General features: G+C 46.0%; 25 protein-coding genes. 6 read left to right on the top strand and 19 right to left on the bottom strand.

Annotated elements, in window-relative coordinates:
• Window positions 1-22: 22 nt before the first annotated feature.
• On the bottom strand, window positions 23-1,078 hold the full coding sequence (locus tag TOLA_RS06220) for a hypothetical protein (RefSeq protein ID WP_012729433.1): 1,056 nt from the start codon (window positions 1,076-1,078) through the stop codon (window positions 23-25).
• Between the two features lie 282 nt (window positions 1,079-1,360).
• Between TOLA_RS06220 and TOLA_RS16330 the strand changes: the two genes are divergently transcribed.
• Window positions 1,361-1,714: a hypothetical protein gene (locus TOLA_RS16330; protein ID WP_012729432.1), complete on the top strand. Its 354-nt coding sequence runs from the start codon at window positions 1,361-1,363 to the stop codon at window positions 1,712-1,714.
• Here TOLA_RS16330 and TOLA_RS06210 read toward each other — a convergent pair.
• The 3 genes from TOLA_RS06210 to modD all read right to left on the bottom strand — a co-directional run bounded on the left by TOLA_RS06210 (window position 1,707) and on the right by modD (window position 4,214).
• On the bottom strand, window positions 1,707-2,663 hold the full coding sequence (locus TOLA_RS06210) for a TerC family protein (protein WP_012729431.1): 957 nt from the start codon (window positions 2,661-2,663) through the stop codon (window positions 1,707-1,709). The genes TOLA_RS16330 and TOLA_RS06210 overlap by 8 nt on opposite strands.
• A gap of 221 nt (window positions 2,664-2,884) precedes the next feature.
• The gene (locus TOLA_RS06205) at window positions 2,885-3,223 is read right to left on the bottom strand and encodes a rhodanese-like domain-containing protein (RefSeq protein WP_012729430.1); all 339 of its coding nucleotides are present in this window, start codon (window positions 3,221-3,223) and stop codon (window positions 2,885-2,887) included.
• Window positions 3,224-3,380: 157 nt separating this feature from the next.
• Window positions 3,381-4,214 carry a ModD protein gene (gene modD, locus TOLA_RS06200; RefSeq protein ID WP_012729429.1) on the bottom strand — a complete coding sequence of 278 codons (834 nt, stop codon included), beginning with the start codon at window positions 4,212-4,214 and terminating at the stop codon, window positions 3,381-3,383.
• Window positions 4,215-4,571: 357 nt separating this feature from the next.
• Between modD and modA (TOLA_RS06195) the strand changes: the two genes are divergently transcribed.
• Window positions 4,572-5,288, top strand: a complete 717-nt coding sequence (modA, locus tag TOLA_RS06195; RefSeq protein ID WP_012729428.1) for a molybdate ABC transporter substrate-binding protein — start codon at window positions 4,572-4,574, stop codon at window positions 5,286-5,288.
• Window positions 5,285-5,794 carry a TOBE domain-containing protein gene (locus tag TOLA_RS06190; protein WP_012729427.1) on the top strand — a complete coding sequence of 170 codons (510 nt, stop codon included), beginning with the start codon at window positions 5,285-5,287 and terminating at the stop codon, window positions 5,792-5,794. Before modA (TOLA_RS06195) ends, TOLA_RS06190 begins: the two co-directional genes overlap by 4 nt.
• A 31-nt stretch (window positions 5,795-5,825) precedes the next feature.
• Here the strand turns inward: TOLA_RS06190 and TOLA_RS06185 are convergent, their stop codons facing one another.
• The 10 genes from TOLA_RS06185 to modA (TOLA_RS06140) form a co-directional block, all read right to left on the bottom strand.
• Window positions 5,826-7,250: a dihydrolipoyl dehydrogenase gene (locus TOLA_RS06185; RefSeq protein ID WP_012729426.1), complete on the bottom strand. Its 1,425-nt coding sequence runs from the start codon at window positions 7,248-7,250 to the stop codon at window positions 5,826-5,828.
• A 2-nt stretch (window positions 7,251-7,252) separates the two neighbouring features.
• Window positions 7,253-8,101, bottom strand: a complete 849-nt coding sequence (locus TOLA_RS06180) for an MBL fold metallo-hydrolase (RefSeq protein WP_012729425.1) — start codon at window positions 8,099-8,101, stop codon at window positions 7,253-7,255.
• Complete coding sequence (locus TOLA_RS06175; RefSeq protein ID WP_012729424.1) at window positions 8,085-8,528, bottom strand: PaaI family thioesterase; 444 nt, start codon at window positions 8,526-8,528, stop codon at window positions 8,085-8,087. The genes TOLA_RS06180 and TOLA_RS06175 overlap by 17 nt, the downstream gene beginning before the upstream one ends.
• Before the next feature lie 102 nt (window positions 8,529-8,630).
• The gene (locus TOLA_RS06170) at window positions 8,631-9,170 is read right to left on the bottom strand and encodes a NifB/NifX family molybdenum-iron cluster-binding protein (RefSeq protein ID WP_012729423.1); all 540 of its coding nucleotides are present in this window, start codon (window positions 9,168-9,170) and stop codon (window positions 8,631-8,633) included.
• Window positions 9,171-9,507: 337 nt separating this feature from the next.
• Window positions 9,508-9,930 (bottom strand): ferric iron uptake transcriptional regulator, encoded by a 423-nt coding sequence (gene fur / locus TOLA_RS06165; protein ID WP_012729422.1) that lies wholly within the window; start codon window positions 9,928-9,930, stop codon window positions 9,508-9,510.
• Between the two features lie 34 nt (window positions 9,931-9,964).
• On the bottom strand, window positions 9,965-10,246 hold the full coding sequence (locus tag TOLA_RS06160; RefSeq protein ID WP_012729421.1) for a DUF134 domain-containing protein: 282 nt from the start codon (window positions 10,244-10,246) through the stop codon (window positions 9,965-9,967).
• A gap of 107 nt (window positions 10,247-10,353) precedes the next feature.
• On the bottom strand, window positions 10,354-10,878 hold the full coding sequence (dsbB, locus tag TOLA_RS06155; protein ID WP_012729420.1) for a disulfide bond formation protein DsbB: 525 nt from the start codon (window positions 10,876-10,878) through the stop codon (window positions 10,354-10,356).
• 277 nt (window positions 10,879-11,155) lie between these two features.
• Window positions 11,156-12,250 (bottom strand): sigma-54-dependent Fis family transcriptional regulator, encoded by a 1,095-nt coding sequence (locus TOLA_RS06150; RefSeq protein ID WP_012729419.1) that lies wholly within the window; start codon window positions 12,248-12,250, stop codon window positions 11,156-11,158.
• Between the two features lie 234 nt (window positions 12,251-12,484).
• On the bottom strand, window positions 12,485-12,913 hold the full coding sequence (locus TOLA_RS06145) for a TOBE domain-containing protein (protein WP_012729418.1): 429 nt from the start codon (window positions 12,911-12,913) through the stop codon (window positions 12,485-12,487).
• 94 nt (window positions 12,914-13,007) lie between these two features.
• Window positions 13,008-13,763: a molybdate ABC transporter substrate-binding protein gene (gene modA, locus TOLA_RS06140; RefSeq protein WP_012729417.1), complete on the bottom strand. Its 756-nt coding sequence runs from the start codon at window positions 13,761-13,763 to the stop codon at window positions 13,008-13,010.
• A gap of 512 nt (window positions 13,764-14,275) precedes the next feature.
• On the opposite strand from modA (TOLA_RS06140), the gene TOLA_RS06135 reads away from it, so the two are divergent.
• From TOLA_RS06135 to TOLA_RS06120, 3 genes are all read left to right on the top strand, one after another.
• A complete protein-coding gene (locus tag TOLA_RS06135) occupies window positions 14,276-15,043 on the top strand; it encodes a TOBE domain-containing protein (RefSeq protein WP_245534230.1) in 768 nt (255 codons plus the stop codon).
• A 233-nt stretch (window positions 15,044-15,276) separates the two neighbouring features.
• Window positions 15,277-15,576 carry a hypothetical protein gene (locus tag TOLA_RS06125; protein ID WP_041609479.1) on the top strand — a complete coding sequence of 100 codons (300 nt, stop codon included), beginning with the start codon at window positions 15,277-15,279 and terminating at the stop codon, window positions 15,574-15,576.
• Window positions 15,533-15,841 (top strand): hypothetical protein, encoded by a 309-nt coding sequence (locus TOLA_RS06120; RefSeq protein WP_171804904.1) that lies wholly within the window; start codon window positions 15,533-15,535, stop codon window positions 15,839-15,841. Before TOLA_RS06125 ends, TOLA_RS06120 begins: the two co-directional genes overlap by 44 nt.
• 79 nt (window positions 15,842-15,920) lie before the next feature.
• Here TOLA_RS06120 and kdpE read toward each other — a convergent pair whose 3' ends face one another.
• From kdpE to kdpA, 5 genes are read right to left on the bottom strand one after another with little or no spacing between them, the layout of a single operon-like run.
• The gene (kdpE, locus tag TOLA_RS06115; protein WP_012729415.1) at window positions 15,921-16,616 is read right to left on the bottom strand and encodes a two-component system response regulator KdpE; all 696 of its coding nucleotides are present in this window, start codon (window positions 16,614-16,616) and stop codon (window positions 15,921-15,923) included.
• The gene (gene kdpD, locus TOLA_RS06110; protein ID WP_012729414.1) at window positions 16,609-19,302 is read right to left on the bottom strand and encodes a two-component system sensor histidine kinase KdpD; all 2,694 of its coding nucleotides are present in this window, start codon (window positions 19,300-19,302) and stop codon (window positions 16,609-16,611) included. Before kdpD ends, kdpE begins: the two co-directional genes overlap by 8 nt.
• On the bottom strand, window positions 19,289-19,861 hold the full coding sequence (gene kdpC / locus TOLA_RS06105) for a potassium-transporting ATPase subunit KdpC (RefSeq protein ID WP_012729413.1): 573 nt from the start codon (window positions 19,859-19,861) through the stop codon (window positions 19,289-19,291). The genes kdpD and kdpC overlap by 14 nt, the downstream gene beginning before the upstream one ends.
• 1 nt (window position 19,862) lies before the next feature.
• The gene (kdpB, locus tag TOLA_RS06100; RefSeq protein ID WP_012729412.1) at window positions 19,863-21,929 is read right to left on the bottom strand and encodes a potassium-transporting ATPase subunit KdpB; all 2,067 of its coding nucleotides are present in this window, start codon (window positions 21,927-21,929) and stop codon (window positions 19,863-19,865) included.
• 12 nt (window positions 21,930-21,941) lie between these two features.
• Entirely contained in the window at window positions 21,942-23,642 is a 1,701-nt protein-coding gene (gene kdpA, locus TOLA_RS06095; RefSeq protein ID WP_012729411.1) for a potassium-transporting ATPase subunit KdpA, read from the bottom strand.

Here is a 23,642-nt window from a genome sequence, read left to right as displayed (position 1 = left end):
CGCAGCTCAGCCAAAGACTAAATCAACGCACAGCATTGTCGTGAACAAATGAAATTACTTTCAGGAAGTCATCGCTTTTCTGGGCGAAGTCATCCGCACCGCCTGCATCCACACCATTGTCAAAGGTAGGGTCAGTAGAATTGTTCCAGTTTTCAGAATCAAATACAGTTTCAAATACATTAACCTCCCGAGCCTCATAAGTAGTATCCGAGGTCTGAACCAGAACCCAAACCTTCACGTTGCCCCAGGTTGTAGCACGATCATAATCGTAGTCTGAAAAGTCGTAATAATTCTCACCGGTGTTAATACCCAGCACGGAATTAATATAGACAACCGTATCGACTATGATGGTACCTGTTTTATCTGCTGCTGCGGCAAGTAACGCTTCCGGAGCGAAGCCCGCAGGCAGAGTTACGCCTTCTATCGAGTTATTGTTGCTCATATAGGCGTCATACAGCGCGATATTTTCCAGCGGTGAATCAATAGCCACTCCGTCCACGGTCAGCCTGCCGGTTGCATCTACGGCAACAATACCGCCAGAAGTTAGTTTAGCCAGCGCTTCGTCCAGAGCATGTGTCAGCACCTTGGTTGGTGAACGGGCGACACTAAGGCGTCCGAACTCAACTTCACCCGGATAAACATTATAAACTACGGAATCAAGAGTCATCGTGGTGGCAAGATCACCATCTACAGTATACGGAATGGCAACCCTGTCTCCGTCTGTATTCAGCAACGGTACCAGCACAGCATTTTCATCATAAACAAACGCGACGACTTGTTCGTTACCTGCAATTATGATTGGTTCACCATTAGGGTATCGGAGCAGAATATACATATCACCGTACAAATCCCCTTTCGTGCTTCCACCACTACCACCGCCACCACCACTTCCTCCTCCGCCGTTTCCTCCTCCACCATTTCCGCCACCACCAGGGCCGGCAGCTTCTGCGGTCGGAATTAAACTGAATGAGGCACTGCCTCCGTCAATGACTACCACCGTCACAGCAAGCATCAGTGCGGTAAATAATGCACCGGCAAGCATGACGATCTTTTTCCATCTATTGCGATCGTTCATCATGTCATCCTCCCCTGGATGAAGTAACGGAAAGGCCATCAACAAGAAAGCTGACAGCGGCCTATCCAATATCCCTACTATTAATAAGGATAGCAGCCAGGTGAACGCCTGAAGATGGTTTTCAAATAAATATATAAAAATGCGGTAGGTCTCACATTCACTCTCATTCGAAGCTATTGACATTACGCCAGACACATTTTTGGGGAACACTTCCTGAATACCCCCCAATAAGACATATAATAGATATATCAATATGCGGCATTAAAATCAGCGAACCGGACAAGAATGATGAACATCAGAAATGCAACCAAAGAAGATGCCGAGGCACTGGCCTATCTGATCAATCTAGCCGGGGAAGGCATACCTGAATATTTCTGGAAAACGATGGCAGCCGAAGGCGAATCGCCGCTGGCCGTCGGTGCGAACAGAGCAATGCGGGATGAAGGCAATTTCAGCTATAAAAATGCGAAAGTCTGCATTGAAAATGCCCGGGTGGCCGGCACCTGGTACATCAACGCAGTAAAACTATATGAACAACTGGGTTTTATCAAAGTCAGTGCATTGCCGGTCATTTTATATGAGGGCTGCATGCATGGCGGTGAATGGATACTGATGACAAGGGATATCAGCATTATTTAGTGATCCTGTGACGGCGATTATGCACAAGACTGGCAATCACGCTGATAGCCAGAATCACAGCCACCACCCCCAGTGATAACAGGATCGGGATTTTAATTATATTCATCAGCAACATTTTACTGCCAATAAACAACAGAATCGCAGCCAGACCGTATTTAAGAAATACAAACCGGTCAGCAAAACCAACCAGCAGGAAATACATTGCCCGTAACCCCATGATTGCAAATATATTCGATGTAAGAACAATAAATGGATCGGTCGTAATAGCAAAAATAGCCGGAATACTATCAACGGCAAAAATAAGATCACTGATTTCAACCAGCACCAGAACCAGGAACAACGGGGTTACATAACGCACACCTTTTTGAATTACGATGAATTTTTCATCATGTAATTTATGGGTTATTTTTAAATGATGGTGTAGCCATAATATCAATGGATTATTCGCCCAGTCCGGCTCTTTATCGGCAGCCCAGATCATTTTGATGGCCGTCATGACCAGGAATCCGCCGAAAACATAAAGGATCCAGTGGAAATGCGATATCAGCCAGGCGCCGGCAAATATCATTCCGGTCCGCATCACAATGGCACCCAGAACGCCATATATCAAAACCCGGCGTTGCAGTTCTGCCGGAATAGCAAAGTAATTAAACAACATCAGCCAGACGAAAAAATTATCAATTGCGAGTGCTTTTTCAATCAGATAGCCGGTAAAAAACTCCAGTGCTTTTTCATTCGCCAGTTCCCGGCTTACCGTGTTATCGAGATATAACCAGATCCCACCATTAAAAACACACGCCACACAAACCCAGATCACTGACCAGATTGCCGCTTCTCTGAATGAAACTCTGTGCTGCTTGCCGCCACCGACAAACAGATCGATCAAAAAGATGAGGATAACCAGTACAGCGAAACCACTCCACATCCACCAGGCATCAAGTCGTTCCATACAGAACCCCTAAATAAAAAGCCTGTGTCATTCAGGCACAGGCTTTCTTAGTTAGAGAACAGACCTTGCCTGCAATGGCAAAGTCTCACTTACAGTTATTTCAACAACTGCCCAACGGCCGAGTGCATGCACTGTGATGACGACCCATCGGTATTAAGTTACTCCCCTTGTTGAATTAATGTTAATAGTCAATTCTTGATTATGCAATGTAACCGTTCCAATTATTGCTGAACAGCAGCAATACGCGATGTTTGAGTCCAGCTTTCCGCTTCTTGTAGTGACCCCAGGTTTTCAACTTTCTGATAGCCTGCATGTAGCAAAGACTCTCGTGCAATCTCTGCCCGACGACCTGACCTGCAATACAAACGGACTGTATCCTGTTTCTGAATTCCCAGATGCTGCGCCCCAAGCACTATTTGTTGATACTCGATGTTGGCGGCACCATCAGCATGATCAATGCTGTATTCATTTGCTGTTCTGACATCAATTAACCAGTCTTTCGCTTTGACTGTAAAGCTGAAGATTAATGCTGTAACCAGTAAGAATGTTCTGAGCAACATGCTTGTTCCTATGTAACCAAGAGAATAATCACGAATGACAGACAATCGATGGATCATCTATCCCCATCCGGCATCTTCTGCATGATCTCTCACCGGGAGAGCGTTTTTATATTATCGTGATATAACGCACCACCGGTCAAATACGGATTACTGATTCTTAACCACCGGAAATAAAGGTGACCTGCACGTCTTTCGGTTCTGCATGATACGGCGCGGATGTCACCAGTAAGCCCGCACCTGCGGCGACATAGTCCGCTGCATTTTTTGCATTAACGCCCCCTGCAGCAGCAAGAATCACTGGCAGATTATTTTCCCGGCAGAATGCAGCGCAGGCGCGCACATCTTCCAACGAGAATTTATCCATTTGCAAAACTTCTGCACCCGCGTTGGCCCACAGTCTGGCATCGTCCAGATCATGCACTTCGACAACACGACGATGTTCCGGTGCCTGGATTTTCAATCGCTGCAAAATAGCGGCTGGTGTCTCTGTCAGAAATTGCCGGTGCTCCGCAAACAGCAAAATGCTTTCTGATAAGCCCAGCCGATGAATGACACCGCCACCCGCTTTCACCGCTTTGACCGATAGCGCTTTCGTACCCGGAGTCTGTTTTCGGGTACAGGCAACCGGAACAGAACCAGCGGCGTCAACCAGAGCACGAGTTGCACTGGCAACCCCACTCGCCCATTCCACCAGTATCTGTGTCACTTTCCAGACTGCAAATAACGCATCGGTATGGCCTGTCGCTTTCAGCAACACAGAACCTTTCGTTACCGAATGACCCGATGAAACCAGCAGTTCGCTCGTTGCACCACACAATTCAAACAGCCGGGCCGCTTCTTCGACACAACAGACGGTCATGTCCTGTCGCGCGGCAAAAGTGATCTGAACCGGTTTATCTACTGTAAGCAGCAGTTCGGTAGTCAAGTCTCCAAATGGCACATCGTCGTGTAATAACTTCAATAATTGCTCATCGGTAAGCACACAGCGCATCACAAAATCCTTTTGATAAAGAAGACCACCCTGAAAGTAATATCAAGAAAGGTGCCAGCATCATCAGATGCAGCCCGATGCGTCTATAGTGCATTACGCTATACCAATCACTATATAGCCTTTAGCATTGAAGTGATTCATGAAGACAGTCTGCATGCACATAATGTGGCAGCCCGGCTTAACCTTAAAAAACAAGACTGTAATGATCACAACGCTGCATGTTTGTAACCTGACAAAAAAGACATTTATTATTTTGATTGTAATGAAACCATCGCTATATAAATAAATATATGGCGTTTTGAATGGCATGAATGTTGATAAACCCTCATATCTGTTGATCTGATATTGAGGTTGGTTATGAAAAAATATGCTCTGTTCATCCTGTTTTGTGTATCTCCTTTTTTACATGCAGAAACACTGCTGGTCGCTGGTTTTGCCGGCTATAAACGCCCGGTCAGTGAACTCAGTCAGCAATTCGAAAAGGTGACTAACAATAAAGTCGACTTGTTCTATGGCAACATGGCTCAGGTACTGGCGCAAACCAGTCAATCTGACGATGTATCACTGGTTATTGGTGATTTGTCATTTCTCAAGCAGGCAAAAAAAGTCTCGTTTAGTCATTTCATTCCGCTGGGTGATGGCACACTTGTGCTGGCATATGCAAAGGGAAAATCGTTGGATTCTCCTCAACAACTGCTAAGTGAAAAATTTACCCGGATTGCGTTACCAGATACTAAAAAGGCGGTTTATGGTATAGCCGCTCATGAATTTTTATCTGTCGGCGAATTGGATAAAAAGCTGAAAAATAAATTGATGGAAGTCAGCTCGGTTCCGCAGGTTTCCAGTTATCTGATCAGTGGCGAAGTCGATGCCGGCTTTATCAATATGACAGAAGCATTGGCTATTCAGGATAAAATTGGTGGTTATATTGAAATCGACCATCAAACTTATTCGCCAATCTATATTGCTGCTGCCGTGGTAAAAGGCCATGAAAATAACGCTGCGATAAAAGCGTTTCAAAACTATCTAAATTCTGATGCCGCCCATAAAGCGTTACAGGGTGCAGGGTTATGATTGATTGGCTTGTCAGTATTCCAGCTTTGTTGAGGGAACCGGAAACCCGGTTCTCTCTTTCTCTGACGGGTCAGGTTGTACTAATAACACTATTACTGCATCTGATCGCCAGCCTGTTACTGGGTTATTGTCTCAGCAAAAAAAGTTTTCCGGGACGCGTGATTATTGACCTGCTAGTCACTCTGCCACTTGTTTTTCCTCCTGTAGCTACTGGTTATGCACTGCTAATGATATTGGGTAAAAACGGTCCTTTACGATGCCGGATTCTGGCCCGAGATGTGAGTCTGGTGTCAGAAAAACATCCGGATACCAGCATCCTGAATCTGATCCCGGTCCGGGTAGTCAGCATTACAGAAACTACTTCCCCCGGAAATGTACTTATCCGGTTAAATACAAACGGGACGATATTACTTGCATTGATCACGAAGCGATCATGTCATGCACTGACACTAAAAAAACAGATGTCCGTGTGGGCACAAATTAAGAGCGTGGCGGTTCTGGGTTAAAAATCGCCGGAGACGGTATCCGGCGATAATTTTAGCTAAATTCATCAGCAACCAGCCCAAGCGGAACGCCTCCCGGCATAGTGACTTTTTTGGCTATTTCCTGTAATGCAGTCTGCAGCATCTCTTCCATTACCGGGTGATAAAAAGGCAATTCAAGTAAACTGGTTGCAGTTTCTCCTCGCTGTATCGCCCACGCCAGCAAATGTGCCAGATGTTCACCGCCATCTGCCAGAATTGATGCACCAAGCAACTGACCATCCCGGGCATCGGCATAAACCCGCAATAAACTACTTTCCGCACCTAAAATCTTAGCCCGCCCATTTGCTTCACCACTGGCGCTGCCAATCACAACATGCTCAAGGTGTAACTCATCAAACCGGGCTCCTACAGAACAGATGTCAGGATCCGTAAATGCGATACCGACAGCGACCTTCCGACGAAACCGGGTGACAGTTTCTTGAACTGCATTAAAACCAGCGATAGCACCTTCATCGGCTGCCTCATGCATCAGAGGCCGAAAGCCATTTGCATCGCCGGCAATAAATACCGGTAAATGACCGATTTGTAATGTCCGGGTATCAAATACTGGCATACCCCGTTCACCGATTGGAAATCCGGCTTCTGCCAATCCAAGCATATCTACATTCGGGCGGCGGCCTAATGCGCTCAGAATAAGATCTACTTCAGCCTGATTATCACCGCTACGAACTAGTACGCCTTTTTCTGTCCGCTCTACACTAACGGGAGCACCTAACCACAGCGTCATTTCTGAACCAAAATATGCTGTTGCTTGTTTGGCTATGACCGGATCAGTAATTCCGGCCACTGTTGACGCGAGATCGGCCCCAATCACCTCTACGCCGAGACGAGATAAAGCAGCGCCCATCTCCAGACCAATCGCCCCCAGCCCAAGGATCCCGACTCGTTCAGGTAGTGCCGACAACTCAAAAAAATCATCTGTCGTGACCATTCGATTTTTTACGGGTTCCAGCCAGGCAGGTACAACCGGGCGAGATCCTGTCGCGATGACAACTGAGGATGCACGAATGGTTTGTTTACCGTTGATGGAATCCACCTCTATCAACGTAGGTTCCAGAAACCGGGCAGCACCTATGATCAGATGCTCACCTGCAGCATTCCGGGCTTTCGTTGCTGCACTGTGACTGAATTTATCACGCTGTGCGCGGAGTGCACTCCAGGTCGCAGACAGATCTATCGATAAAACATCTGTACCTGTCACACCTATTTGACTTAATTTATTACACCCCGCCCATAATTTAGCCGCATGCAAAGCCACTTTTGACGGCATGCAGCCAACCCGGGCGCAGGTTGTCCCTAACGGGCCGGTATCGATCAGAATAAAAGATTTCCGGGCGCGGCGAACTTCTCTCAGTGCATATAAACCAGCACTACCAGCTCCCACAATCACGACATCAGTATTGATTTCGCTGTTCATCTTCAGCTCCTCACAGTTCCTATATCTATACCGGCGTATAGCTGACATACCGCGGTGTCCCGCAGATTTTCACGCATCGTCACAATGACATCATCACCTGTACAATGTCCGGCATAGATGAAATCAGGCTTGAGTTTTTTTAAATAAATAAGGGTCTGTTCAATCCGTTCAGGAGATGCATGGAGCAGATGGAGTCCGCCAATGATGCCCGCAACACGAGACTCCCCGGCAAGATGACGGATATATTCGATCGTATTCACGACACCGGCATGACAACAGCCCAGAATAATCACCAGACCCTGCGGTGTATTAATCCATAAGGCCTGATCATCCGGGATGGCGTCATTAAACTGGCCTGCTTCATCAATATAAAATGGCCCGCCTGTGTCTTCAAATAAACTGGTTCGCGGGATTTTGCCGGTAACACCTACGTTGTTGCTCAGCATAGAAGATACTGACTGACAGCGTAGCCGTATCGGAGATAATTGCTGTAACGCGGCCTGAACACTGAATGGCATGCTGATACGTCTTACAGGCCGATCGGGATGACGGCTGTATCGTTCAGATAAGACAAAGGGATGTGCAATGAGCGGGCAGTGTTCATTCAAGTGCAGCACCTGGGCGATCCCACCAGTATGATCATAGTGACCATGGCTCAGTACCAGATAAGTGATATCAGCCAGATCAATACCCAGCTTAGTCGCATTGTGGATCAATGTTTCGCCGCTGCCGGTATCAAACAGAATTTTGTTTTCATCCGCACGAAGCACAAATGCCAGACCATGTTCAGGGAGTAACCCCTCTGCTGCATGGTTATCGCAGATAACAGTCAACTCAAACAGACAACTCACGATGGATCACTCCCCCTTTGGGTTGAATGAACTTACCTGTCGCTTTCACACAAACTTGCTTTGCCACTGACAGGGTGGCCTCCAGTAAATAAATACCGCGTCGCTGACTAATTAAACGACCCATGATCTGCACCGAATCACCAACTAAAACCGGCGTATGAAAACGCACATTCAGTTCCGCAGTCAGCGCTTCAATCCCTTTGGCTAACAGACAATGCGTCATCGCCGCGTCCAGCAAGGTGCTGGCAATGCCGCCGTGTAATAAGTTGATATATCCCTGATGCTTTTTATTTACCCGATAATCAGCGGCAACTTCATTTTCTGTCACATGGGTAAACCTGAGTTGCAGTGAATGTGGATTTTGATCGCCATCGCTACATACAACACAATTTGCATGGCTTTGCAGACATGCCTGATAAGTTTTCATGTTCTTCCTGCTTTAGATCAGGAAGGAATGAACCTTCCTGATCACAGATAAATTATTCGGCTGAAACTTTCTCAACAACTGACGTAATTGATCTTATGGGGATTAATGGCAGCAGCGGCCCCGACCTTGTCCATGATGAGCCATTTGTCCCTCGTGACGGCTCTTGCAGCAACGACCTTCACCGTGATGATGCTCCTGATCTGATGTTTTGTTTTCTCCGCAACATTGACCATGATGATCATGTTCGTCATGGTTACAGCCACAACCGCCATCTGCCTGTTTGGCTTCATGGTTCAATGACTTACGACCCTGTGAGGCACAGGTTAATTGCGTCAGCTTATTCGCCTGTTCACTCACCAATTCTTTAGCATCCTGACGGCCACAACTGGTCTGATATACAGCAAACTGACTATCCAGTAATTTGCCAAGAATTCGTTCACCAATATTGCGCACGATCACTCGCTGCACATTTTCCGCTTGTAGCAGAGCCAGTAATTCGCTTTTACCAGAACAATTTGCATTCAATGCCGGGTTAGCTTGACGAGACATCACATCGCCGTTTTCATTGATAAAGATAAAACTATCAGCTTTAGTGAAATGACTGGCAACACGATCTTCTTTCATTGGAATGGCAGTAATCATCGGACATGACTCCTTTATTAATACGACTGAATGGTCTTTCCCGAACCTGGCAAATTCCTGCAATTTTCCGTGACGAGTTCTGACCTGATGTAGCCAATTACTGCTATTCCCTGACGCGACATTGCCTTTCAAAACATTCACATCCAAAAATCAGGAGCAGCAATAATTGGCATATGCAAAATATAGTACTAATAATTGGCATATGCAATATTTAAAATTGAGAAATGTGAAGATATTTACTGATATAAAAACTCTGCGCGCGTAAGAAAAACGACATGGCAACAATAGATTAAATCTATATGAAACAATAGGTTATAACATGAAGGGTTGGGATGTCTTATATATCCCGATGACAATCCGGATTCAAACAGTATCCAAACATGTAAAGGTTATGATGACTTAATTTCATGTCGTACTGTTCAGCAATTTCCTGTTGTCTTTGCTCGATGAATGGATCAAAAAATTCAATAATTTTACCGCAGTGTAAACAAACCAGATGATCATGATGAGAATTTGAACTCAACTCATAATAGGCTTTACTACCATCAAAGTAGTGTCGCTCGAGCATCCCTGCTTCTTCAAGTTGATTCAGTACACGATAAACCGTAGCTTGCCCTACATCTTCGCCATTCAGTCGAAGATCTCTGAATATATCTTCCGCACTAAGGTGACGCTCTTGAGTGTTGAACAGATAATTAAGAACAATCACTCTTTGATTCGTAATTTTGAGCCCTGCGCTTTTCAATTTATTGATAGTCATACGAAATTCCAAAAGCGCAGATATGACAAGACATCTAATCCGAATAATGCATCATCAATGCCTTGCCATGCGCTAAACAATCAACCACTTTACACCGGGCTGCTTTAACAAGATTGGCCAATGTCTGGCGTGATACGCCCATTACAACGGCAGCATCCTGTTGCAACATTCCCTGCAAATCGACTAACCGTAATGCCTCAAATTCGTCAGGAGCCAATTCAACCCGCTCCAGTTCACTCATTGGAATACCATTCGGTTTAAAACAGCTATCTGCTGGTTTACCACAAATATTACGAGGGATCTTAGGACGTCCCATGATATCTCCTATGTGGCATATGCTATATATAATCCATATAAATAGCATATGCAATAAAATTATTTGCCGATATTGAACAGGAAACCACAGTTCAAAACAAGCATAGTTCAATCAGTCAGATATCTGTGTGTCAGCAAATTAGCTGTAATAACCATGAGCCAGACGAGCAGGTAAAGACTGAAAATCAATACTAACCATTGTGGTAACTCCCAACCCAGCATACTCCATTGTCTTTCTGAACATTCAGCTAATGGCTTAAACCACCAGGGAAACCAGACATCCAAAGGCAACCAGGAGGGAAAATCAGGAAATAATGAACAGGTGTTAAATGGAGATGGATGCAAAAGATAATCAACATGCCTTAAAGAAAGCTGCAAACCACGGTAAATACAGAGTCCCCACATGATTAACCCGCTCCAGCGCCATATTCTTTTGCTGGGATCTATCAAGGCAACCACCGAAGACACGATAAGACCGATTACGGCAATACGTTCATAAATACACATCAGACAAGGGCGTAACCCCAGGCCATGCTGAAACAATAAGGCACATACTTCCAGAAATACGGCAGACACCCCAAGCAGAACCCAGGCAAGACGAGCTTGGGTAATACTGCGCAACCAGACTATCATAATTAACCTCCACTATTAATTAGCATATGCTATATATATAGCATTTATTGGCATATGCAATATTAATATTGAGTTTCAGATAGTGATCTTCTCCCTCTGATTTAACCTCTGAACCTGAGCCGTTCACCATTCACGACCGGCGACGCTCGATTGCTACACTCACTTTGTCCACCAAAGGCGGTGGCGGCAGACAATAACCCTGTAAGCCATCCCGGGTATAAAGATTCCCCTGTTCATTGCTGGACAGGGGAAATACCAAATTAGTAAGCAAGCGGGATCAATATTTCTTCACTTCAATTTGTAATTTCTGAAGAGCATAACCTAACTGCCGGGGCGTAATCCCCAGATGTCGGGCAGCTTTGGCTTTTACCCAGCCACATTTCTCCAGTGCCATGACCAGACGGCTACGTTCCGAGTCTTTTGCCTGCTCACCTAATACAGGGCCAACGGTGATAATCCCCTCTTTCATCAGATCATGCGTTTTTTGCATCTTCTGTCTGAGCTGCTTGCGAACGCATAACCCGTTTGCACAAGGCAATTGTTGAATAACATCGGATTTAGTCAGAATAGCGGCATGTTCCAGACAGTTTTCCAGATCCCGCACATTTCCGGGCCAGTCACAGGTGTAGAGATGTTGCATGGCATCATTTGATATTGAAATTGAGCGACCGTTTTCGCGTTGATAACGTTCAAAAAAATAAGCAACCAGAGCCGGAAGATCTTCTTTACGATCACGAAGTGCAGGTAAAGCAATAGAAGCGATATGGATCCGGTAATAGAGTTCTGGCAGAAAATTCCCTTGCAGGACTAATTCTTCAAGATCTTTCTCCGAGGCACACACCACCCGGATATTGCTGGATTGTGTGACGCCGCCGCCCAGAGGTTCATATTTTTGTTCCTGCAAAATCCGTAATAAACGCGCTTGCATGGTTAGAGAAAAATGACCTATTTCGCTTAAAAATAGCGTACCTGTTGCTGCTTGCGCGATCCGGCCGGCACGAGGCTGAGAGGACCCGGCCACAAAATCAGCATCACAGCCAAACAGATCAAGCATCAGTTGTTCATCACTGATGTGTTCACAGCAAACCTTAACGAATGGACCATGACTGTTTTGAGAAAAAGCATGAATGGCACGGGCTATCACGTCTTTACCACTGCCCGGCTCACCACGCAGTAACACGGCTGAACGAGTGGGTGCAATCTGATGTACCATTTCCATTAAACGCTTCATCGCGGATGAGTCGGTAATAATATGGCTGACTGTATGATGAGAATGCGCTTTACGTGATTTACATGCCTGTGCTTTTTGTTGTTTCTGATATTCCGGGGTTGGAAATAGTTGTTCTTTTTTTGGCAAAGTGTGCTCTGTCATAGTTAACCCCTGTATAAATATATGCACAACGGTTAACGCAAGAAACAGGCCCATAGCACAGCGAATCAATTATTATCCAACAAATTGATTTATATGTATTTATTGTCTTTTTGCCGGATAGATCTTGTCAGGAATGTACGTTTTTTCACGGAAATGTGACAGAAAGGTACACTTTGGTGAGTCATATCGGGAAAAACCACCTGTCTGATGACAGATGGTTTATAAGCAGAACGATTAGGCAGAAACACCCAGAATTACGCTGCCAGCTTTAAACAATACACCCGCTGCTGAACCAACGCTCAGAGCCAGATCAGTAACCGCGTCATTAGTCACGATGGCTTTGACTTCACTGCCACCAGCCAGTTTAACAACGACTTCGCTGTTTACTGCGCCAGTTTTCACTTCAGTTACGGAACCTTTCAGGTGGTTACGCGCACTGAAACGAACAGAATCATTGCCAGTGACCAGCATGATTGATGGGGCTTTCACAAATGCAGTAGCTGCAGTACCAACCGCTAAACCCAGTGCTTTCAGACTGTCTAAGGTCACGGTAGCTACAATCACATCACCACCAGTGACCGCCAGAGAGACTTCAGCATTCACTGCGCCTTCACGAATTTCACTTACTGTTCCTGCAAACACATTACGAGCGCTGATAGCCATAGAAATCTCCTGATTTCGTTAATCTTGTTATTGGTTTAATCCTTTAAAGTTGAAAGCTTCATTTGCTTTCAACACCACCCGAAATTAGCCGGGATTAGTCAATATAGCCGTAGCTATGAATAATCGCTTTTGCCTTGTCACCTTTCAGATAATTCAGCAGTTCAACAGCGGCAGGATTATCTTCACCCTTCTTCAGTAACACCGCATCTTGTGTCAGCGGACTGTACATATCGAGCGGCACTTCCCAGGCAGAACCTTTAACCAGCTTGCCGTCTTTGTAAACCTGAGAAGTTGCAACAAAACCGAGCTCAGCATTACCGGTATCCACAAATTGTTTCACCTGAGTAATGTTTTCACCCTGAACCAGTTTGGTACTCACAGTGGCCATCAACCCCAGTTTTTCCAGCACTTCATAAGCAGCCGTTCCGTAAGGTGCGGTTTTAGGGTTACCGACAGCCAGATGGGCATATTTATCCGTTTTCAGCACTTCGCCTTTACTATCAACGGTATTGGCATCGGCAGACCACAACACCAATTTACCTTTGGCATAGGTGAATTGCGTATCTGCCAGCGCCAGTTCGGCCTTCACCAGCTTTTTAGGTGTTTTGCTGTCAGCACTCACCATCACTTCAAATGGCGCACCATTCTGAATTTGGGTAAATAACTTGCCGGTAGCCCCTGAAGAGATCAATAAGGTATGACCGGTGTCTTTCTGAAATGATTGACCAATTTCTTCGAGTGGTTGCGCGAAGTTGGCAGCGACCGCAACTTTTACTTCATCAGCAAAAGAGAGGTATGGCGTTAACAGCAATAAAGCAACAGTGATCTGATTTTTACGTAATGACAACATAGGCACTCCTTGGCGCATTTCACTTATCGTTATGCATAAATAAGCACAAAGCCTGCCGGAATGGATAGCACATCGGTTTGAATAGGGTAAAAATGAGTTAAAACCAAAAGCAATAAAACATAACCAACTGAAATATAAAATAAATAATGAATAAGATTGGTTTTTCGTGCTATTTCTTTTAATCGAAAAATCATCGCCACCGCTGTACGTTTTGTTGCATAACAGTGCGTGAATACTGACAAATGTGACAATACTCACATTCATTTGGCATCAAAAAAACAGCGTTTCTGTTCAATAAACCCCATGAAAAGCTGGGTTTTTAAAAAAAAGCCGCAAAAGAGTCTTTTATTGCATGTTTTGGTATGTTTTTTGCCTTTACGCTGTATAGAAATATACATATCGAGAGGTCACGGATGTCCAAAAATGCACTTTTTACAACGGGCTCTTTATTGGGCGAATTAAAATTATGTACAGAGGTGGGGCCTTCACTCGGCGATATCCGGATTCAATTATTGGAAGCAATTGACCGACTGGGCTCACTGACGCAAGCGGCTAAATCTATCGCTATCTCTTACCGCTCCGCCTGGGATTCGCTGGACGATATGAATAATCTGGCTGAGCAGCCTTTGGTGATCCGTGTTACCGGAGGGAAAAATGGTGGCGGTACACAACTCACACCTTATGGTAAACAAACGGTCGCTTTATACCGCGCGTTACAAGCTGAATATCGACAAGCGTTATCGCAAATTCAGTTACAATTGCAGAAGGAAAAACCTTGCTGCGGGGAATCACAAGGCGGTTGTGAGCAATATGATGCCCCTCGTTTCCGGCGCCTGCTACGACGAATCTCAATGCGCAGCAGTGCGCGCAATCAGTTTATGGGCACTGTCGTCGCTGTTCGGTCTGGTCCGGTTGAATTTGAGGTCACTCTGGATTTGGATGAAAACACACAACTGATCGCTGTGATCACGCGTGAATCTGCTGAACGATTAGATATTTTCCCCGGAGAGGAACTTTATGCACTCATTAAGTCCTCTTCGGTAATGCTGGTCACTGACCGTCAACTCAAACTCTCTACCCGTAATCAGCTATGGGGAACTATCAGCAATATTTTCCGCGGACCTATCAATTCTGAGGTCGTAATCAGCCTGCCGGGTAATAAAACCGTTTGTGCCGTAGTAACCACTGAGAGTGTGCAGACGATGCAACTTCAGGAAGGACAAGATGCCTGCGCAGCATTTAAAGCATCTGCTGTCTTGTTGTGCAGTTTCCAGGGATAAACAAAAAAGAGTAATTGTTCAGGTGGGAACTTTTACTCTTTTTTAGTTCCCGGATGTAAAAACGAAAACCGCTTATTTCTTACCCTTTTGAACATTACCGGAATATATTGAATTTTATCCTTATTTTTCAACATGTTAATCGTTAACAAAAACGTTAATTTTATGGCACATCTTTTGGAATGAGTAATGTGAGCTTCATCACGTTCGTTCAGATAAAGACAAAGGATTGCCATATGAAATCAATGAAATATGAATTTTGCCTGTCAGTTTTATGCTCATCACTCATCGCCATTGGTTTACCGGCAACAGCAGCGGATAGCTCAACTCTGAACCTGAAAGAATTACCTCCTGTTCAGGTCACCGGTCAGAAAAAGAAACCCATTAATACAGGAAAAGCAGCTCAGGGATATCGCGTCACGAACGCTAACCTCGGACCGTTAGGTAGTAAAAAAGTATTGGATCTGCCTTACGCAGTTCAATCAACCTCCAGTGAATTCATTACTCGGGGCTGCACCGATTGTATTGATCGATGAGATTGAAAATGCCGGCGTAGACCGGAAACGTGCGTTAGATCTTCTGGTTTCTGAAGATAAAATTGTATTTATCTCTACTCACGATCCATTACTCGCTCTGCGCGGTAAACAACGGATTGTTATTCAGAATGGCGGGATCAAAAAAATAATCCACACTAACCCGAGAGAACAAGCAAATCTAAACAAGCTGGAGGCGATGGAAGATGTCATTCTGAAAGTTAGAGAACAGTTACGCCTCGGTCAGACGATTGAAAATCTTATATAATGTACCGGAAATAACCGCTTGAGATGCAATAATCATAGCCATATAGAGTAAGCTCACCACCCTAAAAAAATAAAACTATTTAATCAATTACCAATCGATAACCAATGCCTGTTTCTGTTTGTAAGTAACGAGGACGCGTCGCATCTTGCTCCAATTTTTGCCTCAGATGCCCCATATAAATTCTTATATACTGAGTTTGTTCAATATATGCAGCACCCCAAACAGTATTTAACAATTGTCTGTGAGTAAAAACTCGACCGGGTTGAGAGAGCAGCGTCATTAATAAACGATATTCCAGTTTTGTTAAATGGATCTCATTACCATTACGAAACACCTGTCTATTCACTCGATCAATTTTAATATTGCCAAAACAAATTATGGGCGTTTCATTTTCTCGATCTGCATTTCTACGACGTAAATTTGCTCTGACCCTAGCAAGTAGTTCGGCAATACCAAATGGCTTGACCAGATAATCATCTGCGCCATTATTTAATGCTTTAACTTTATCGCGTTCATCACTACGGGCTGAAAGAATAATAATAGGAATTTGGCTCCACTGCCGGATTTCTTCAATAAATTGATTACCATCACCATCAGGCAATCCTAAATCCAGAATAACGAGATCTGGTTTTCGTGTTGCAGCCTCTATCAGTCCTCGTTGCAATGTATCAGCCTCAAATACTTTGAACCCATCCGACAATAACGCCGCACCAAGATATCGACGAATTTGCTGCTCATCTTCAATGATTAAAATATTGGCCGTATAATCATTCATTATTGTTCACCAGCTCAGGTTCTAATTCGGGTAAAGGCTGTAGTGGTAATGTAAAGTGGAAGTTAACACCACCGCCAACACGATTTTCAGCCCAGATTTTTCCTCCGTGCGTTTCAACTATAGCCCGGCAAATAGCAAGCCCTAACCCGATGCCGGGAATACTGGATTCCTTTTCTCCTCGTGCAAATTTTTCAAAGATTAATTTCTCTTTTCCTACGGGCAACTCCGGTCCTAAATTCCACACAGTAACTTGAAGGAAATCTTTGGATTCAGTTACATCAATTCCTATTGTTATTCCGTCACCCGCATATTTGCAGCCATTTTCTAAAAGATTGACCAATACGCGCTCAATCAATACACCATCGCAATGCAACAAAGGTAAATCAGGAGGAATATTGATGTTTAAAGGATGTCCAGTCAGAGGGATATTCAGCGTTGCCAGAGCACTTCCGGCTATTTCCTGCAACGATTGCCATTCTTTCCGAAGATGTACTCCTTCAGATTCAAGTCGTGCCATATCAAGTAGATTATTTACTAATCTGGTCGTTCCTAAGACTTGAGTTCTTATTGCATTGGCTTGTTGAATATGAGGTGACTGTTCAAGTGCCAAGGATTGCATTAGTATCTCCGCCTGAGCGAATAACACTGTTAGTGGCGTTCGTAAATCATGCGATAAAGCGGCCAGTAAAGCATTCCGCAGTCTCTCTGTTTCACTTTGTAATTTTGCAGTTTCAGCAACACGAGCGAATTTAAGACGCTCTAAAGCCACTGAAATTAATAAGGCATAAGTATCAAGCAGTCTTTGTTGTTCCGGGATCATGAGCAGCCTTAAATTGGCTGGTTCTAACATCAATACACCTAACGTTTGTAATGGTGTGATTAAAGGAACATACCGTTGAGCAGCCGCTGGTAATGTATCCGTACCCATACCTGCATGGGCATTATGGTCGAAACACCATTGGGCAATAGCGTGATCAACTTGTAACGGTTTTTTCCCAACACAATGAAGAATTTTTTGATCGTCAGGGAGCAATAGCATCGAATTAGCCCGAAAACTGCGGTTTAAAAAATGCGCTGAAATGTGGGCTATGTCTTCTGCTGTTAACGCAGAACTCAATTCTTTTGCCATTTCAAATAAATGCCTAGCTCGTTCTTCCCGGTAACGGGCAACTCTAGCCTGATACCGGGCCCAGGCGGTAAGTTGGCCGATCAATAATCCAACTAGCAGCATCACAGCAAAAGTAAGTAAATACTGAACATCGCTGACAGCGAAGGAAAAATGAGGGGCGATAAAGAAGAAGTCAAAGCTGGCTACATTAAGAATAGCAGCAATACTCGCACTCATTCGTCCATACTGGAGCGCAACAAAGACCACGCCAAGTAAATACAGCATGACTATATTTAGCGGTGCTAAATAACTGACGAGAATGGTTGAAAGAAATGTAATAACGATACAACTCAGTAATGCAGCGCCAATGCCTGTTGCCTCACGTTGCCATTTCTCATCTTTATGGCGGATATCTGCGGGTAGCAGAGTCGAAGCGGCATGTTCAGTATCTGTAAGCGATACAATTAATAAATCGAGATCAGGACCTTTAGTTCCTAAGCGATGGGCGAAACGACTCTGTCCCCACCGATACCAAGGTTTTTTCTGATGGCGACCGATTAGAATTTTGCCAAGATTATGTTCTCTGGCGTAATAAAGAATGGCATCAGCCTCATCTTGTGCAGGTAAGGTTGAGGTTTCTGCGCCGAGTTCCTGAGCAAAATGCAAAGTCGATAATATACTTCTGCGTTCCTGTTCTGGCAGTCGATGTAAACGAGGCGTTTCAACGTAGACTGCATGCCATACACACCCCAAACGAGACGCAAGGCGCGCTGCCACTCTAACCAGTTTTTCATTGCCACTCCCAGGGCCAATACAAACCAGAATCGCATCTCTGGTGTGCCAAACGGGTTCGCCACTGTGGCGGTAAGCTTGCATCTGATCATCAACCCGATCAGCGGTACAACGTAATGCTAATTCACGCAGCGCAATCAAATTTTCTTTACGGAAAAAATGTTCGATAGCTCGTTCAGCCTGCTGAGGTAAATACACTTTACCTTCATCAAGACGGCGGCGCAGATCATCTGGTGGTAGATCCACCAATACAATTTCATCGGCTTCTTCATATAACCGATCAGGCACCGTTTCCCTGACTCGGATCCCGGTAATACTGCCTACTATGTCATTCAGACTTTCCAGATGCTGGACGTTCAGGGTCGTCAGCACATCAATACCTGCCGCCAGCAATTCTTCTACGTCTTGCCAGCGTTTGGGATGCCGGGAACCTGGCATATTGGAATGAGCCAGTTCATCGACCAAAACCAGCGCGGGCGCCCGTGACAGGGCGCCATCAATATCAAACTCATGAAACGTATGTTTGCGATAATGAACCTGCTTTAACGGAAGTGGCGTTAACCCTTCAAGCAAAGCCGCCGTTTCACTTCTGCCATGTGTTTCAACCACGCCGACTAACACGTCCAAGCCTTCTGCGCGTAATCGTTTAGCCTCCTGTAACATGGCGTAGGTTTTCCCTACGCCAGCACAAGCACCAAAAAATATTTTCAGGCGTCCGCGAGGTGACCGTACTTCTGCCAGCAACTCATCGGGATCAGGACGTTGATCATCATTATCGAGCGGCATGTGAAACACCCTGTTGATCTAAAGCTAAGTTTAAAATCATCACATTCACCATCGGCACACCGGTGAACCAGCCAGAGCGATCAACATATTGTGCTAATACCCGTTTGACCTGATCTTCTGTCAGCCCCCGGCTTTGTGCCACCCGGCTCAATTGATAGTAAGCCGCGGCCAGACTGATGTGGGGATCTAAACCACTCGCAGAAGCCTGTATCAGTTCAACCGGAATAGGTTTCTTCTGATCGGTCGATTGCTGCCATTGCGCAATACGTGACTGCCATTGCTGCATTAAATCGGGGCTGCTCTGACCATAATTACTGCCCCCAGAGGCCATACCATCAAAATCACCTGCCGACGGACGTGGCCAGAAATAGCGCGGATCGGTCAGGTTTTGTGCCAGCATCGCCGACGCAACCGGCTTGTCATCACGATATAACAATGAGCCATTGGCCTGTTCAGGAAAAATGACCTGAGCAACACCAGTCACCAGCAGCGGGTAAGCAACCCCAGTCAGTAGTGTCATTAACACCAGCATTTGCAACGCACTTAGAAAAATTTTCATATTAAATCCAACCCATCAGTGTCAGAAACAAATCAATGACTTTGATCCCAATGAATGGCAACACAACCCCGCCCAGACCGTAGAAAAATAAATTACGGCGCAACAGCGATTTAGCAGAGCGAGGCTGATAATGCACACCTCGCAAAGCTAACGGAATCAATCCAATAATAATCAGGGCATTAAAGATAACCGCAGATAAAATTGCCGATTGTGGGGAAGACAGATGCATTAGATTTAATGCACCTAATTGTGGATAAGTCGTAATGAATGCTGCCGGTAAGATGGCAAAATATTTGGCCAGATCATTCGCCAGACTGAATGTCGTCAGAGAACCCCGGGTCATCAGCATCTGTTTGCCAATATGCACGACCTCAATGAGCTTGGTCGGGTTCGAGTCAAGATCGACCATATTCCCGGCTTCTTTCGCCGCCTGAGTGCCACTGTTCATTGCTACAGCGACATCAGCCTGTGCCAGTGCCGGCGCGTCGTTGGTGCCATCGCCGGTCATGGCTACCAGACGGCCTTCCGCCTGATACTGGCGGATCAGCGCTAGTTTGGCTTCCGGAGTTGCTTCCGCCAGAAAATCATCGACCCCCGCCTCTGCGGCAATAGCTGCTGCTGTTAAGCGGTTATCACCGGTGATCATGACTGTTTTAATACCCATCCGGCGCAACTCAGCAAAGCGTTCTTTGATACCACCTTTGACGATGTCTTTCAGCGCCACAACCCCTAACACGCAGGCACCTTCCGAGACCACTAGAGGTGTGCCACCGGTTTTCGCAACATCTTCCACCTGCTTTTCCACTTCCGGCGGAAAATGCCCCTGGTTAGACGCGACATGACGGCGTAGTGCATCAACCGAACCTTTGCGGATCATCCGATCGTGAATGTTGACTCCACTCATCCGGGTTTGAGCTGAGAACGGAACAAACGTTGCACCTAATGCATGAATATCGTGTTCGCGTAAGTTGAAGCGTTGTTTTGCCAATACAACAATACTGCGTCCTTCCGGTGTTTCATCCGCCAGAGATGCCAGTTGAGCCGCACTGGCTAACTCCTGCTCACTGATTCCTGGTGCGGGTAAAAATGCAGCGGCCTGACGGTTTCCCAGCGTAATAGTGCCGGTTTTATCCAGCAGCAGCACATCAATGTCACCCGCTGCTTCAACTGCACGTCCCGAAGTCGCAATCACATTGGCCGCCAGCATACGGCTCATACCAGCCACACCAATTGCTGAAAGTAAGCCACCAATCGTGGTCGGGATCAGGCAAACCAGCAGTGCGACCAGAACCGTCACAGATATAGGTTCTCCGTGCCCCATGCTGTTTACGCTGTATTGCGAAAATGGCATCAGCGTGACAACCGCTAACAGAAAGACCAATGTCAACGCAACCAGAAGGATAGAAAGCGCAATTTCATTCGGTGTTTTCCGGCGTTTAGCACCTTCCACCATAGAGATCATACGATCAAGAAATGTTTCTCCGGGATTAACCGTACAGCCGATCACCAGCCAATCTGACAGCACACGAGTTCCCCCCGTCACAGCAGAGAAATCACCACCGGATTCCCGGATCACCGGGGCTGATTCACCAGTAATGGCACTTTCATCGACAGAGGCAACCCCTTCAATTACTTCACCATCATAGGGGATCACCTCTCCTGCCGAAACCAGAACATAATCGCCTTTGCGCAAACTATCAGCGGGCACTGGCTGGCTTACGGCATCATGCTCTGCCGCTGCTAATTTATGCGCAACAACCGTTTTCTTGAGCCCCTTCAGACTGGCGGCCTGCGCTTTGCTGCGACCTTCTGCCAGTGCTTCGGCCAGATTGGCAAACAACAGCGTAAACCACAGCCATGCAGTTACCCCCAAACTGAAGACGGCTTCCGACGAGGAGTCACCGGCAAATTGCACGCCACAAACAATGGTGAGCAAAACACAGCAACACCAGACCACCATCATCACCGGATTATGCCACTGAGCACGGGGATCTAACTTCAGCACCGCACTCCACAGGGCTGGTTTCAGCAGTACAGGATCAAACAGAGTAAATTGTTTACGAGACATAAAAGTCATCCCTTAATGAGTCTGCCACAGGGTCAGATGTTCAACGATCGGACCTAATGCCAGCGCAGGAATAAATGTCAGAGCACCAATCAGTAACACCACACCGATCAGCATGCCTACAAACAAGGGGCCATGACAGGCCAGACTACCGGCACTGGCTGGTTGGTGCCGTTTTTCGATGAGAGCACCCGCAATGGCTAATACAGGAAGCATGACGCCAAAACGTCCAACAAACATCAGCACAGCTAATGTGATATTCATAAACGGCGTATTACTATTGAGTCCGGCGAAAGCACTGCCGTTGTTGTTCGCCGCAGAAGAAAAGGCATACAACATTTCAGAAAAACCATGTGCACCAGACTCCTGCAGGCTGACTAATCCTTGCGGTAATATCACTGCGAGAGCCGTGCCTAACAGCACGAGAGCAGGAGGAATGAGAAGCCCGATGGTCACCATCTTCATCTCATAGATTTCTATTTTTTTCCCCAGATATTCTGGCGTCCGGCCAATCATCAAACCTGCCAGGAAGACGGTCAGGAACACGAATAACATCATGCCGTACCAGCCACTCCCGACACCGCCAAACACCACTTCCCCCAATTGCATCAACACCATTGGGATAAGACCACCCAGCGGGGTCAGTGAATCATGCATCGCATTGACAGCACCGCACGATGCCGCAGTCGTGATCGTGGCAAACAACGAGGATGCCCAGAGACCAAACCGGGTTTCTTTTCCCTCCATATTGCCGCCGCTTTGTATAGCCGACATTTGCTGATCAACCGCTAAATTCGCAAGCACCGGATGCCCCTGGCTTTCCGCCCACATGATCAACAGCGCCGCGACTGACAGCATGATCCCCATCGTCCACAATAACGCTGAGCCAACCCGGTTATCGCCAGCAACCCGGCCAAAGCAGATACATAATGCAGCAGGGATCAACAAAATGGAGACCATCTGAACAAAATTGGTTAATGCGGTCGGGTTTTCGAAAGGATGGGCGGAGTTGGCATTAAAATACCCACCCCCGTTTGTACCCAGCATTTTTATTGCTTCCTGCGAGGCGACCGGGCCAAGCGGAATATGCTGTTCAACGCCACTCAAACCCGGCACGCTGATTTGAGCCATCAATGATTGCACAACCCCCTGCTGGGCAAGGAATAATGCGTAGATTACACTCAGAGGTAATAACAGATATACCGTGATGCGCCAGATATCGACCCAGGCATTGCCTAGCTGTTGTGATCCTGTTCGGGTTAATGCCCGCATCAGAACAAAGGCCACCGCAATACCATTGGCGGCAGAAAGAAAATTATGCACGGTCAGGCCCAACATCTGGCTTAACGGAGATAACGTTGTTTCACCGGCATAAGCCTGCCAGTTAGTATTAGTAATAAAACTGATTGCTGTATTCATGGCCAGAAGCGGCGACACATCAGGCAAATGCAGGGGGTTCAAAGGTAAAGAGCCCTGGAACAGCATCAGCAAAAACAGAAGGGCAGCACCAAGCAGGTTAAAAACCAGAATGGCAGCAGCATAGGTTTGCCACTTCATCTGACTGTTTTCTAAAAATTTTATGTGCGACTCAACACGAATCAGCCATAACGGCAAACGGTCGTCAACCAAGCGGGTTAATGCAATACCCAATGGCCACGCCAACAATAATAACACCAGCATATAACTGGTTAGTAACGCTACGCCTGAACTGAACAT

It is taken from the genome of Tolumonas auensis DSM 9187 (assembly GCF_000023065.1).
In the GTDB taxonomy this organism is placed as follows: domain Bacteria; phylum Pseudomonadota; class Gammaproteobacteria; order Enterobacterales; family Aeromonadaceae; genus Tolumonas; species Tolumonas auensis.
Note: the sequence above shows the minus strand (reverse complement) of the source record. Positions and strands in the feature narration are given on the sequence as shown.